Annotated in this window: 11 protein-coding genes; 7 read left to right on the top strand and 4 right to left on the bottom strand. The window is 66.3% G+C overall.

Annotated elements, in window-relative coordinates:
• Positions 1-43 precede the first annotated feature (43 nt).
• The 3 genes from AC3A3W_RS04965 to AC3A3W_RS04975 are packed head-to-tail and all read right to left on the bottom strand — an operon-like array spanning position 44 to position 3,688.
• Positions 44-1,204 carry a glycosyltransferase family 4 protein gene (locus tag AC3A3W_RS04965; RefSeq protein WP_487440818.1) on the bottom strand — a complete coding sequence of 387 codons (1,161 nt, stop codon included), beginning with the start codon at positions 1,202-1,204 and terminating at the stop codon, positions 44-46.
• Positions 1,204-2,457 (bottom strand): glycosyltransferase family 4 protein, encoded by a 1,254-nt coding sequence (locus tag AC3A3W_RS04970; protein ID WP_487440820.1) that lies wholly within the window; start codon positions 2,455-2,457, stop codon positions 1,204-1,206. The genes AC3A3W_RS04965 and AC3A3W_RS04970 overlap by 1 nt, the downstream gene beginning before the upstream one ends.
• Complete coding sequence (locus AC3A3W_RS04975) at positions 2,444-3,688, bottom strand: glycosyltransferase family protein (RefSeq protein ID WP_487440821.1); 1,245 nt, start codon at positions 3,686-3,688, stop codon at positions 2,444-2,446. Before AC3A3W_RS04975 ends, AC3A3W_RS04970 begins: the two co-directional genes overlap by 14 nt.
• A 541-nt stretch (positions 3,689-4,229) precedes the next feature.
• Between AC3A3W_RS04975 and AC3A3W_RS04980 the strand changes: the two genes are divergently transcribed.
• The 7 genes from AC3A3W_RS04980 (at position 4,230) to AC3A3W_RS05010 (ending at position 12,104) form a co-directional block, all read left to right on the top strand.
• Positions 4,230-6,908: a hypothetical protein gene (locus tag AC3A3W_RS04980; protein ID WP_487440823.1), complete on the top strand. Its 2,679-nt coding sequence runs from the start codon at positions 4,230-4,232 to the stop codon at positions 6,906-6,908.
• A 122-nt stretch (positions 6,909-7,030) separates the two neighbouring features.
• On the top strand, positions 7,031-8,062 hold the full coding sequence (paaA, locus tag AC3A3W_RS04985) for a 1,2-phenylacetyl-CoA epoxidase subunit PaaA (protein WP_487440824.1): 1,032 nt from the start codon (positions 7,031-7,033) through the stop codon (positions 8,060-8,062).
• Entirely contained in the window at positions 8,059-8,451 is a 393-nt protein-coding gene (gene paaB, locus AC3A3W_RS04990; protein WP_487440825.1) for a 1,2-phenylacetyl-CoA epoxidase subunit PaaB, read from the top strand. Before paaA ends, paaB begins: the two co-directional genes overlap by 4 nt.
• 50 nt (positions 8,452-8,501) lie before the next feature.
• A complete protein-coding gene (gene paaC / locus AC3A3W_RS04995; RefSeq protein ID WP_487440855.1) occupies positions 8,502-9,395 on the top strand; it encodes a 1,2-phenylacetyl-CoA epoxidase subunit PaaC in 894 nt (297 codons plus the stop codon).
• Complete coding sequence (gene paaD, locus AC3A3W_RS05000) at positions 9,392-9,940, top strand: 1,2-phenylacetyl-CoA epoxidase subunit PaaD (RefSeq protein ID WP_487440827.1); 549 nt, start codon at positions 9,392-9,394, stop codon at positions 9,938-9,940. The genes paaC and paaD overlap by 4 nt, the downstream gene beginning before the upstream one ends.
• Positions 9,941-9,950: 10 nt before the next feature.
• Positions 9,951-11,189, top strand: coding sequence for a 1,2-phenylacetyl-CoA epoxidase subunit PaaE (gene paaE / locus AC3A3W_RS05005; RefSeq protein WP_487440829.1), 1,239 nt, complete (start codon positions 9,951-9,953; stop codon positions 11,187-11,189).
• Between the two features lie 132 nt (positions 11,190-11,321).
• A complete protein-coding gene (locus tag AC3A3W_RS05010) occupies positions 11,322-12,104 on the top strand; it encodes an enoyl-CoA hydratase/isomerase family protein (protein WP_487440856.1) in 783 nt (260 codons plus the stop codon).
• A gap of 15 nt (positions 12,105-12,119) precedes the next feature.
• On the opposite strand, the gene AC3A3W_RS05015 is transcribed toward AC3A3W_RS05010, so the two are convergent.
• On the bottom strand, positions 12,120-12,605 hold the full coding sequence (locus tag AC3A3W_RS05015) for a VanZ family protein (RefSeq protein WP_487440830.1): 486 nt from the start codon (positions 12,603-12,605) through the stop codon (positions 12,120-12,122).
• Positions 12,606-12,657 lie beyond the last annotated feature (52 nt).

Below are 12,657 nucleotides of genomic sequence, written 5' to 3' on the forward strand. Positions count from 1 at the left end.
CTGCCGCGGGCCGGGCGCTTTTTCTGTGTTTTTAGGTTCATTGTCAGGCCACCCTCATGTCATTCATCAGTGCTTGGTGGATGGTTGCCAATACGCTGTCCCAGCTGTAAAGCGCGACGGCGGCGGCCCTCGCCTGGGTGCCGAGGCGGGCCTGCAGCTCCTCGCTGGACGCCAGCTTTGCCAGCGCAGCCGCGAGTGCAGCGGGATCGGACGGCGGGACCAGGAGCCCGGTGTGCCCGTGTTGCAGGACTGAGGGAATCTGCCCGACCTCCGAGGCGATCACGGGCATGCCCGCGGCCAGATACTCGTAAACCTTCAGCGGCGAAAAGTAGTGATCCCGGCCGGGCACGGGCTGCGGGTATGGCGCGGCGGCGGCGTCGCACTCATGCAGCAAACCCGGCACGGCGGCGGGAGGTACTGCCCCGGCGAACTCTGCCTCCACGCCGAGCTCCGCGGCCTGCCGCTCGAGATCCTGGCGGCATGGTCCGTCGCCTATGATCGTCGCCGACCAGGTGTGGCGGGCGGTGCCGGCATTGGCCAGGGCCACGGCTTCGAGCAGATAACCGACGCCGTGCCAGGGCTTGAGTGTTCCCACGAAAGCTACGGTGAGGGGGCCGGAGCGTTTCCGGCCGGCGACGCGGGGCGTGACGCGTTCGGTGTTGACGCCGTTGGGAGCCAGCAGGGTCCTGGCCCCGGGAACCCTGCGCTCCACCCACTGCACGACGGGCTCCGAGACGCAGGCGACGACAGTGGCCGCGGCGGCGTTCGTGCACAGCATTCCTTCCGCCAGCCCGGCATCGTGGAGCTCACGGTATTGCTGCTGCTCCTCGATCAGCGGCGCGTTCACCTCCAGCACAGCCGGGACCCGGAGGACCTGAATGACCGTGGCAAGGGCGGCGCTGAACAGCGAGTAGCGTTCATAGGCAACGTCGCAGCCGTCCCGCACAACAGCATGGGCGAGCGCGGCGGCCGCTTCCCGGATGGCCTTTTCCCGCCCCGCTCCGGACGCGGATTCCGGCCGGATCTCGACGACGGGCAGGTCCGCCAAGTCCGCTGGCCGCTCAGTACCCCGCCGGGTGCAGTAGACCGTAACCTCGGCCCCGGACCGGCGCCAGGCGCGAACGATCTCCTGGACGTGGACGGAGGAACCCTTGGTGCCAAAGACAGGCACTCCGGGGTCCGCACAGATGTAGGCGACACGCATCAGGCCACCGCCTCTGGATGTTCGCGAAGATCGGGGCGTTGCGGAAGTGTCTGGAGCGAGAGGCGCCGCAGGGCAGTGGCCTGCCGACCGGCGTCGTACTCCTGTTCGATGAGGGCCCGGGCGTTGCGGGCCAGCAGCGTCCGGTCCGCCACGGGCGAGGTGATCCGCCGGATCGCCTCGGCCAGCGCGGCGGGGTTTCCGGGTTCGACGAGGACACCGGTGCTGCCGTCGCGGATGACCTCGGGTATCCCGGTAACCGTGGTGGAAACGCAGGGCGTGCCCGTCGCCATTGCTTCGAGGAGCACGGTGGGGATGCCGTCGGCGTTGCCGTCCGAACCCACCACGCACGGTGCAACGAAGACGTCGGCCCAGTCAAGCAGTTTGTGGATCTGGTCCTGGGTCTGCGGGCCGAGCATCCGGACATGGTGGCTGAGCCCGAGCCCGTCGAGAGTGGACTGCAGTTCGTCAGCCATCATGCCGGTACCGGCGATGCGGACGTCGGCACGGACACCCGAGCGGATGAGGGAAGCCAGCGCTGGCAGCAGATGCTGGAACCCCTTCTTTTCCACGAGCCGTCCGACGGCGGCCATCCGCACCGTGGTGCCGACCGGCCTGGGGTCGCGGTAGGAGAAGCGGGCCAGTTCCAGGCCGTTCCGGACCAGCCGGAGCCGGTCGGCCTGCTGTGGAAAGTGGTGGCGCAGATACTGCAGGTTGTAGTCGCTGATGGTGACCACGTGGTGGGCGTCGGACAGCTTTGTCCGCAGGTCCTCCCGGCTGACGGTGTCGCGGAAAATGTCCGCTGCGTGCGCCGTGAACGAATAGGGGATCCCGGTGATCAGGGAGGCGAGCCGGGTGACGGCGGTTGCTGCGGAGGCGAAGTGTGCGTGCAGGTGGCGGACGTTGCGGCGCTGCAGTTCGGTAGCCAGGTTGATGGCCTGGACGGCATCGTCGGGGTCGGCCGCGGCGAGTTCGCCGAGGGCCCGCGCCACGTCGTCGGTAAGGCCTGCCGAGGCAGCTGTCCGGAAGCGCTCCCACACCCCGCTGCTGGACTGCGGCCGGCCAAGGTACGTGACGGGCGCCTTGACGCGCGCCAGTTCGGGATGGAACCTGGCGTCGGTGGTGGGACGGAGGGCAAAGATTTCAATCCGCTCCCCATGGGCCTCCCGGGCCAGGATTTCCGAGACAATGAACGTCTCGGAGAAGCGGGGATACACCTTCAGGACGTAGGCGGTCACCGGCTCAGACGGCTGCATGTGCCGCACCTTTCCGTAGGCTCTGCGCCAGCCTGTTGAGCCGGTCGCTTGTGATTTCGTCGTGCAGCGGCGGAATGAGCTCGGGTTCCTGCAAGAGGTCTGCGGCGAGTCCCGGCACCCGTGACAGCCCGTTGAGCTGAGCGGACCGGCGGTCCACCCGGGTGCCCGCCCGGCCGGCGATCCAGGTTGCCAGCACGTCAGGCGTCAGTGTGGCCAGGTCGTGCTGCTCCAGATATCCGGCGGCGGCGAGTGAGGCGGCCCGGATCTTCTGTTCACTGCGGGAGTGGTCCCGCGGAACGATCAGGGCTGGAGCCGCCGTGCTGAGGATCTCGCAGACCGAGTTGTACCCGCCCATGGAGACGACGGCGTCAGCGTTGCTCAGGTGCGCCAGCATGTCGTCGAGTGCCTTGACAATGACGACGCCGGGACGCTCCTGCCGCCTCAGATCATGCCGTTGGGCTTTGGGCATCTGGGGTCCGGCGACAATGAGGTGCCGCAGTCCGGCGGGCAGCGGGGCGGCTGCGGCCAGCCGGGCCAGCGCGTAGCCGTCGGCTCCGCCGCCGACGGTGGTCATGACGTACCTGCCGGTAATCCTCAGCTTTCCGGAACCCTCAGGGCGGCCGGCGGCCAGGTATCCGGTGTAACTGACCATCCGCCGCAGCGAGGCGGGAATCTCACCGGCTGCCACAGGATCGTGAACCAGGCGGTCTCCATAAATCCAGACTGCGTCAAAGAGTTCCTGGACCCGGCGGGATCCGCCGATGCAGTCCCACTCGGCGATCGCCGCTTCGGGGGAGTCGAGAACTTCGCGCAGCCCCAGGACCACCCGGGCTGAACTGCGGGCGCGGAGCCGGCGCAGTGCTCCGTCCAGTTCCAGATGGATTCCCGTCGGGTGCCGGTCAACAATGACCAGGTCCGGGTTGAAGCCCTGCAGCAGCGAATCCAGCAGCTGTCCGCGCAGGGACACGAGGTCCTGCATGGGAACGGACAGGTCCCGGGGCTGATACCCGCCAGGCCCCTTCATGACTCCGGGCAGGATCACCCAGTCCCACCCGGCGGGGATTCGGAATCCCGGCGCGAGGGCAGTCCCTGCCACCAGGATGCCGGTGACCTGCCGCCCCGTCAGATCCGGAAGCTGGCGGCTCAGGGCGCTGGCCAGTGAAAGGTTTCGCCGCACGTGGCCCAAGCCGAGAGAATCGTGCGAATACAGGACAATTCTTAAGTGTTTCATTTTTGGCCCCCGCAGCCTGCCGAAAATCTACCAACCGAAAAGTGATTCACTGTGCGGACAGAGTGAGACTCTGACGCCGTGAAAAATAGCCGCGAAAACAAGAAACTTGCGCCGGCAAAGCGTCCTCTCCGCTGCTTCAGTCGAAGTATTTAGGCGGGCCGTTTAGAAAAACTTGTGCGCGGGCCAGCCTTGAATGGGGGGCAGCAGCCCCCCATTCCCCTCTTGTGGACCCTGCACTTCTTGTGGCGCCCAGCGCACCAGGCCAGCGCCGTGCCGGGGCAGCAGCTTTTCAGCGATGCGGCTCCGGCCTGGCGGACGGCGCGGATCGGGGGAGGTTGTGGTCACGTTGCCAGTCTGGCTACTTCAGCAGGACTGCCTTCTGCTGTTACCTGCCTTCTGCTGTCAAGGAACGGCAGTTAGGGGTCGGGTTGTTTGCTTTTCCGCGAAGCGTTGAGTCTCTGGACAAGACAATCTTTGAGGTCGAAGATTTGCCTCAAGCAACAGCACTTGGCCCCTCACGGATGACAGATAAGGGTAAGTGATGAGTGAGAACGTCAACTCAGCGCAGCAATCCCGGAAGAATTCCGGCATTCTGACGGAAATACGCGTGCATGGGGTGGGCGGAACGCCACCGGAAGAAATCCTCGTCGATATGCACCCGAAGAAGGTGGCGGGTGACAAGATTGCGGGTTTCTACCGGACAACGGACGATGGGGGACGGCATCGCGAGGCTTACTCATGGGGAGGGCTGACATCACACTCACCCCTTCGTGTCCTGTGGACGGCCTTGCTGCCGTCGATGCTGGCAAATATGGCGGGATGGATGGCACGCCGGTCCGTGAAGTCCGGCGAGCATGAAGGATCCGCAGAGCCGACCACGCCGTCTTTCCGGTGGCTGGCCCGGCTGGCAGCGTTGGCGTTGACGCTCAGCAGCGCGGTGATGGTGTCCATCCTTAGCTTTGACGTGATCGCCTACCAATGCCTGGGGCTGGACGCCTGCCGCGCCCGGCTGGGCTTCATTCCGTGGCTGGCCACACTGGCACCAGAGCGTCCGGGCATGCGGCTCGCCGTGGGTATTTCCGGGCCCGTTGCCATTGCCGTTCTTTTTTACCTTTTGTCACTCAGGTCCCGTAACAGCTATGAGCGCGTGGAACCGCCGACTCCGGAAGACTCCCTGCCTGCTCCCAGCAGCATGTGCGCGGCCGCGCAGAAGGGAGGGCTGCGGCACGTGGACTTCTGGTCGGGCCGCCGGTGGCATCAGCAGCTGTCGGACCTGCACCTCGCGGCCTTCCTGGCGGTAACCACCGGGCTTCTGGGGTGGGGCGTGTTCAAGCTCGCAGAGTACCGGCCCCTTTCCAGTGCTGATGCTGCCGGGAGCGCCCTGTTTGCCGTCGCCGCCTCGGTTGCCATCCTGATTGCTGTGTCCCTGATGCTCCGGTGGGACAACGTGCGCGAGGACTGTGCCAGGGCCGCGCTCATGGTTTCCTGGCTCATCCTGCTGCTCGCATTCATTGCTGCATGGCTGCTTCCCGGATTCACGCCTGCCCAGAGCGGATCTGCTGCCCAGGGTGGAACAGGGGTCTCGGCTCAGCCCGCGGGGGTGCTGCCAGGGCTCGGCTCGTCGGTCACCGTGGTGTGGATGTTTGTCCTGTTTCTGCTGGTCCTATTGGGCGCCCACCTCGTGTATGCCTGGGGCGCCCGTTGGCGTAAAGCGTGGAGGGAGACGCAGCATGCTACCCATCGCCTGAGGCGGGCGCGAGAACAGGCAAACGGTTCATTCAAAGTGTTCCCGTTCGCGGCTCCCCTGGTCTTGAATGTTGTGGCCGTCATTGTTGCCAATGCCGTGCTGCTGTCACTGATGGCGCTGGTGATCCAGGGCCTGGGCGAGGTCAGGTACGGGTACGGGCCACACGATGTCGAGTCCCTGCTCTCAGGAGGCGGCGCGGAACCAGCGGCAGGAGACGGCTCGGGTTCAATCTTGTGGGTCCCCGGTCCCATCATTCAGGTCACCGCGGCGCTGTCACTCGCGCTGATCATTGTGCTTGCACTTTTCGGCATCATCGTCCTGCTCGCGCTGGTCTGGGGATCGAGAATGACGGCCCGGAAAGTCATGCAGCGGTTGAAAGATGACTACGAGTTGGAAGAGAGCCGCGCGGGAGTGCGGTTCGCTCATCAGGAATTCTGGGAGGGATCGTCCGCAGAGCGCAGAGCCGCATGGGATGTCTCTGCGTTCGATGCGGTTTTTTCTGGAGACAGAATTGACAACGTTCAGTCACAGAACGCTGCAAGAAGCAGCAGCAGCCCGCGTCCAACTGCATGGGTGCGGGGCGTGGCCCGGGCTCACCTTATTGGTAAGTGGGCTCCCGCCGCTGCAGCCGTGCTGACGATCGGAATCGCTGTGGGGGGCACCGTCGCCGTGGCCCTCTTCATCACCAGGGTCTATGTTCCTCCTCCCTGGGTCATAGGGCTGACGACGTCGGTAAGTGTGCTGTTGCCTTTGCTGTACGGGGCGGTGGTCAGGGCAATGTTCCGGCGGGAGAAGGTACGGAAGGCGCTGATGTCAGCGTTTGACGTGGGGACCTTCTTTCCGCGTTCCTTCCACCCGTTCGCGCCGCCGTCGTACACCGAGCGGGCAGTGCCGGAGCTGACGCGCCGCATTTGGTGGTTGCATGATTTCGAGGGTCCGGTGGTGTTGGTGGCCCACTCCCAGGGGAGCGCGCTCGCAGCCGCCGTGCTGGCACGCGAGTCTAAACGCTCACCGGAGGACCCCGCCGTCGGGCTGGTAACTCTGGGTTCGCCTCTGGCAAAGCTGTACCGGTGGGCCTTTCCCGCGCTGCTCAGCGATGAGCTCCTGCAGAACCTGGCCCGGGGCAGAGGCGGAACTGCCCAGGTCCGGTGGCGCAATGTCTACTACGCCACGGACTACATTGGCGGGCCTGTTGTGACGGACGGCTGGGAGGTCCGGAACATCGACGTGCGCCTGGTCGATCCTGCGACCCACAGGTTCGTGTTCGGCCAGCCGCGTCCTCCGGTCCTGAGCCACACCGGTTACTGGCATGACCCCAGGTTTTGGCGGGCGGTCAACGATATGAGCCAGGAAATTGCCCCACGGGTGAACGGGGAACCGGGCGGCGGCGCTGTCCCTGGGCCGGACCTCGCCGCCGTGGAGGCACTCGACTCCGCCGCCCTCGACCCCGACCTGCCGGTGTCCTACCGCTGAGTGGTTCCTTCTCCCTGTGCTTGGTGCCCGCTGTCCTTGACGCCCTCCTCGGCTTCCGCATATCCTGAACGAACGGTCGGTAAATAATTTCCGAGTACGGACGTGAATGCATAGGAGCAACCATGGCATCGCAGAATCTGCAGTCAGTGCCTGACCAGCCGGCGGTCCCCGGGGCCGGCGAAGCACAGGACCAGACGGCACAGCTCGAGGCGGAGGGGCAGGCGTACTTTGACCGCGTCATGGCCGAGGACTCCCGGATCGAGCCGAAGGACTGGATGCCTGCGGCGTACCGCAAGACCCTGCTGCGCCAGATCTCGCAGCACGCGCACTCCGAGATTATCGGGATGCAGCCGGAGGCCAACTGGATCTCCCGCGCCCCGAGCCTGAAGCGCAAGGCCATCCTCATGGCCAAGGTCCAGGACGAGGCAGGCCACGGGCTGTACCTCTACTCCGCCGCCGAGACGCTGGGCCAGAGCCGCGACATGATGATGGACGACCTCATCGCCGGCAAGGCCCGCTACTCCTCGATCTTCAACTACCCGGCCCTGACCTGGGCCGACATGGGTGCGATCGGCTGGCTGGTTGACGGTGCCGCCATCTGCAACCAGGTGCCGCTGTGCCGCGCGTCGTACGGACCGTACGGCCGCGCCATGGTCCGCATCTGCAAGGAAGAGTCCTTCCACCAGCGCCAGGGTTTCGAGATCCTGCTGGAACTCTCCAACGGCACGCCCGCACAGAAGCAGATGGCCCAGGACGCCGTGAACCGCTGGTACGCCCCGGCCCTGATGATGTTCGGCCCGCCGGACGACGATTCGCCCAACTCCAAGCAGTCCATGGCCTGGAACATCAAGCGCTTCAGCAACGACGAACTGCGCAGCCGTTTCGTCGGCATGATGGTGGAACAGGTCAGGGTCCTCGGCCTCACCCTCCCGGACAGCGAAGTCCGCTTCAACGAGGAGACCAGGAAGTGGGAGCACGGCCCGCTGGACTGGGAAGAGTTCAAGGAAGTCCTCGCCGGCCGCGGCCCTTGCAACGCCCAGCGGCTGGAACGCCGCCGGGAAGCGCACGACGACGGCGCCTGGGTCCGAGAGGCGGCGGCCGCCTATGCGGCAAAACAGGCACGCAAGCACGCAGAAAAGGAATTCGCAGCATGAGCCCGCACGGCAACCCGGAAGTACCGGCCAGCTCCGGTGGAGCAGTAGAAAGCACCGCGGCCAAGGTCCCGGCAGGCCCGGAAACAAGCAGTGAGAGCAGTGCCCCCCGCAGCGTTTGGCCGCTGTGGGAGGTCTTTGTCCGGTCCAGCCGCGGGCTCAGCCACGTCCACGCCGGCAGCCTGCACGCGCCGGATGCCGCCATGGCCCTGCGCAACGCCCGCGACCTCTACACCCGCCGCAACGAGGGCGTGTCCATCTGGGTGGTCCCCGCGGACGCCATCGCCGCCAGCGACCCCGACGCCAAGGGTTCCTTCTTCGAATCCCCGCAGGGCAAGGACTACCGCCACGCCACGTACTACACCAAGAGCGAAGGAGTGAAGCACCTGTGATCCCCACCGGCTCCCACAGCTCGCAAGCTCGCAGCGGGTCCCTCGCCGGCGTGGCCCCTGATACCGAAGGCCACGGCGACATCTCCGTCGGCGTCGCCGGCAGCGGCGACTCATCGGCCAGCGCCACCCGCATCACGCCGGGCAACGCACTCCGCCCGGAGGACATCGCACTCGAGGTCCGCACCGGCCTGGTGAAGCCGTCCGAGGACGCGGCCGAGTACGCGCTGCGCCTGGGCGACGACGCCCTCATCCTGGCCCAGCGCCTGGGCCACTGGATTTCCCGAGCGCCGGAGCTGGAGGAGGACGTGGCTCTGGGCAACATCGCCCTGGACCAGCTGGGCCACGCCCGGTCCTTCCTCAGCTACGCCGGGGGAGCGTGGGATAAGAGCGAGGACGAGCTCGCCTACTTCCGCCGCGAGCATGAGTTCCGCTCCGCCCACCTGTTCGAGCAGCCCAACGGGGACTTCGCCGTCACCATCGCGCGCCAGTTCGTGGTGAGCTACTACCAGTTCGAGCTGTACCGCAGGCTGACCCAGTCCACCGACGCCACGCTCGCCGCGATCTCCGCCAAGGCCGTCAAGGAGGTGGACTACCACCGCGACCACAGCGCCCAGTGGATCCTCCGGCTGGCCCAGGGCACCGAGGAATCCCGGCGCCGCATCATCCACGGCCTGCGGCTTATCTGGCCGTACGTTGGGGAGCTCTTCGTGGACGACGAGCTGACCTCCCGCCTGGCTGAGGCCGGCACCGCCGTCGAGCCTTCCAGCCTGAGGGCTGACTTTGACCGCCTCACCGGAGAGGTCTTCGCGGAAGCGGAGCTGGAGGTTCCCAACGTTCCGGCAGCGCCCGGCGGTGGCCGCCGCGGCAAGCACTCCGAACACCTGGGCTACATCCTGGCCGAGATGCAGGTGCTGGCCCGCGAGCATCCCGGAGCAAGCTGGTGACGGCCGTGTACGTTCAGGAACCGGGCACCCGGCACGCGGAGGTCACCGCCGATCAGAAGGCCTGGGCCATCGCCGCCACAGTGTGCGATCCGGAGATCCCCGTCCTCACCATCGAGGACCTGGGCATCCTGCGCGCGGTGCGGCTGTTCGACGACGGCGGGATGGTGCCCGCTGTGCAGGTCACCATCACGCCGACCTACTCGGGCTGCCCCGCGATGGACGCCATCCGGGACGACCTTAAGGCCGCCTTCCACAAGGAGGGCTACCCCAGCGTCCACGTTGAGCTGGTGCTCGCCCCGGCCTGGACCACGGACTGGATGACGGACGCCGGCAAGGCCAAGCTGCAGGAGTACGGCATCGCCCCTCCCAGCGGCCGCGCTGCCCTGGGCCACAACGGCCCGGTCCGCCTGAGCCTGGCCGTGAAATGCCCGCAGTGCTCGTCGCTGAACACCAAGGAACTCACCCGTTTCGGTTCCACCTCCTGCAAGGCGCTGTACGTCTGCCAGGACTGCAAGGAACCGTTCGACTACTTCAAAGTCCTGTAAGGAAACTCCCATGCCTGTTGTCCGCCAGACTGCCGCCGAAACGGCGCAGGCCACCGGCCGCCGTCGTCCGTCCTTCCATACCCTCACCGTCGCGGAGGTGCGCCGGCTCACCGAGGACGCCATCGAGGTGACCTTCGCGGTGCCGGCCGAGCTGGCCGGCCACTTCGACTACCTGCCGGGTCAGTACGTGGCCCTGCGCACCACGCTGCCGGACGAGACCGGCGAGCCGAAGGAGATCCGCCGCAGCTACTCCATCTGCGCCGAGCCGCGCAGCTTCGAGGACGGCAGCAGCGAGATCCGCGTGGCCATCAAGAAGGACCTGGGCGGGCTGTTCTCCACGTGGGCGAACGCCGAGCTGAAGGCCGGGGACACGCTGGACGTGATGAGCCCGATGGGTGCGTTCGTCTCCAAGCACGGCCGCGACGGCCAGGCCGTGGAGCAGAACGTGATGAGCTCCATGAACCGCCCGCAGGAGATGGCAAGCGAGCTGGCGGGTGAGCCGGGGACGTTCGTGGCGATCGCCGCGGGGTCGGGCATTACGCCGGTGATCGCGATCGCGCGGACGCTGCTGGCCGCGAACCCGGACACCCGCTTTGACCTGATCTACGCCAACAAGGCCGCCATGGACGTGATGTTCCTGGAGGAGCTCGCGGACCTGAAGGACAAGTACCCGTCGCGCCTGGCCCTGCACCATGTGCTGTCCCGCGAGCAGCGGATCGCGCCGCTGCTGAGCGGCCGGATCGACGCCGAGAAGCTGCGGGCGCTGCTGGGCACCGCCCTCCACGCGGACGATGTGGACGAGTGGTTCCTGTGCGGGCCGTTCGAGCTGGTGCAGCTGTGCCGGGACACCTTGGCCGAGCGTGGCGTGAAGCCCGAGCACATCCGCTTCGAGCTGTTCACCTCTGGCAAGCCGGACCGGCCCGAGGGCAACGCCGGCCGTCCCGTCATCGAGGACGAGTCCAAGGAGACCTACAAGATCACGTTCAAGCTGGACGGCCTGCAGGGCGATGTGGCCAGCCCCACGCACGCCCGCGAATCGATCCTCAACGCGGCGCTGCGCGTCCGCCCGGACGTGCCGTTCGCGTGCGCCGGGGGAGTGTGCGGCACGTGCCGCGCCAAGGTGGTCACCGGCAGCGTCACCATGGACGAAAACTACGCGCTGGAGCAGGATGAGCTGGACAAGGGCTACGTCCTGACCTGCCAGTCGCACCCCACCAGCAAGGAAGTCACGGTCGACTTCGACGTGTAACGCCGGTGATTGAGCTTGTCGAAATCCGGTGGTTGAGCCTGTCGAAACCCCGGTGATTGAGCCTGTCGAAACCGAATACTGGTGGTTGAGCCTGTCGAAACCGAGCTTGCCGAAACCCGAAAGAAGGAAACAATGATCTCCCTCTCCATCGACAACGGCGTCGCCGAAGTCGTCCTCAACGCCCCGCACAAGCTGAACTCCCTTGACGAGCAGGCCCTGGCGGATTTAACCCAGGCGTACGACGACGCCGCTGCCGCCGCCTCGCGGGGTGAGGTGCGGGCACTGCTGCTCAGGGGAGAGGGTCGCGCCTTCTGCGCAGGCCGGGACATCGCCGGCGTCACGCCGGAGAGCGACGATGCCGAGGCGTACCTGGCCGGGCTGGTGCAGCCGCTGCTGCAGAAGATGGCGTCCTTCCCGGCGCCCACCTTCGCCGCGGCCCAGGGCGCGTGCCTTGGCGTAGGGCTGGGGCTGCTGCTGGCCACGGACGTGGTGTACGTGGCGGAGAACGCGAAGTTCGGCTCGCCGTTCGCCAAGCTTGGCGCCACGCTCGACTCCGGCGGGCACTGGTACTTCACGGAGCGGCTCGGCATGCACAGGACCTTGGACCTGATCTACACGGCGGAGCTGATGTCTGGGACCGAGGCGGTGGCTCAGGGGATGTTTAGCCGGGCAATGCCGGCCGGTGAGCTGCTGGAGTCGACCCGAGCCATAGTCGCTAAGGTTGCCACCGGTGCAACAGGTGCCTTCAAGGCGAGCAAAGAGCTGGTGGCGCACATCCGCGACCAGCGCCTCGGTCTGTGGGCGTCCATGCAGGAGGAGAACGCCGAGCAGGCGAGGCTGTGCAAGAGCGACGACTACGCCGAGGGCTTCCGCGCGTTTCAGGAGAAGCGCGAACCCAACTTCGCTGGTGATTGAGCCCCGGTGGTTGAGCTAGTCGAAACCAATCCTCGGAGGCCGGTCAGGTTTCGGCGGCAGTGCTGGTTGAGCCTGTCGAAACCGCTCCTCCACCTGGCTCAACATCCAAAGCCCCAGCATCGCGCCGCTGGTATTGGCCACAAGATCCATGGCGCTCGGGAACCGGTCGTGCAGGAACAGCAGCTGGCCGGCCTCCATGCAGCAGGACGCCAGGAAGGCAGCCATGATGATCCGTCCGCGATGGAGTGCCGGGAAAGCCAACGCTGCCAGCACTCCGATCGGCGCGAACATCAGGATGTTGGACGAGAACTCTACGAAGTTGTAGTTGACCAGTTGAGGGAGACCGGCCGTGTGGAGAGCAAAGAGCACTGCCTGCAGCTTCCCCGCAACCGGCCGGTCAACGGGGGAGGGCCAATACGCCACTAGGGCCAGGCCGGAGAGGTAGATGGCCAAGAGGCTCCGCGCCACGCTTACGGCGTCTACGTCCTCCCATTTACCCATAAGGAAAAGCTACGGGACTTCTTTGTCCGCGTCGAAATCAGCGAACCGAAAT

It is taken from the genome of Arthrobacter sp. Soil_N43 (genome assembly GCF_057655195.1).

Excerpts from the sequence above, each read along its gene's own strand:
- AC3A3W_RS05010 (WP_487440856.1), top strand. The coding sequence starts at position 11,322 with ATGATCTCCCTCTCCATCGACAACGGCGTCGCCGAAGTCGTCCTCAAC.
- paaE (WP_487440829.1), top strand. The coding sequence starts at position 9,951 with ATGCCTGTTGTCCGCCAGACTGCCGCCGAAACGGCGCAGGCCACCGGC.
- AC3A3W_RS04975 (WP_487440821.1), bottom strand. The coding sequence starts at position 3,688 with ATGAAACACTTAAGAATTGTCCTGTATTCGCACGATTCTCTCGGCTTG.
- AC3A3W_RS04980 (WP_487440823.1), top strand. The coding sequence starts at position 4,230 with ATGAGTGAGAACGTCAACTCAGCGCAGCAATCCCGGAAGAATTCCGGC.
- paaA (WP_487440824.1), top strand. The coding sequence starts at position 7,031 with ATGGCATCGCAGAATCTGCAGTCAGTGCCTGACCAGCCGGCGGTCCCC.
- AC3A3W_RS05015 (WP_487440830.1), bottom strand. The coding sequence starts at position 12,605 with ATGGGTAAATGGGAGGACGTAGACGCCGTAAGCGTGGCGCGGAGCCTC.
- AC3A3W_RS04965 (WP_487440818.1), bottom strand. The coding sequence starts at position 1,204 with ATGCGTGTCGCCTACATCTGTGCGGACCCCGGAGTGCCTGTCTTTGGC.
- AC3A3W_RS04970 (WP_487440820.1), bottom strand. The coding sequence starts at position 2,457 with ATGCAGCCGTCTGAGCCGGTGACCGCCTACGTCCTGAAGGTGTATCCC.
- paaB (WP_487440825.1), top strand. The coding sequence starts at position 8,059 with ATGAGCCCGCACGGCAACCCGGAAGTACCGGCCAGCTCCGGTGGAGCA.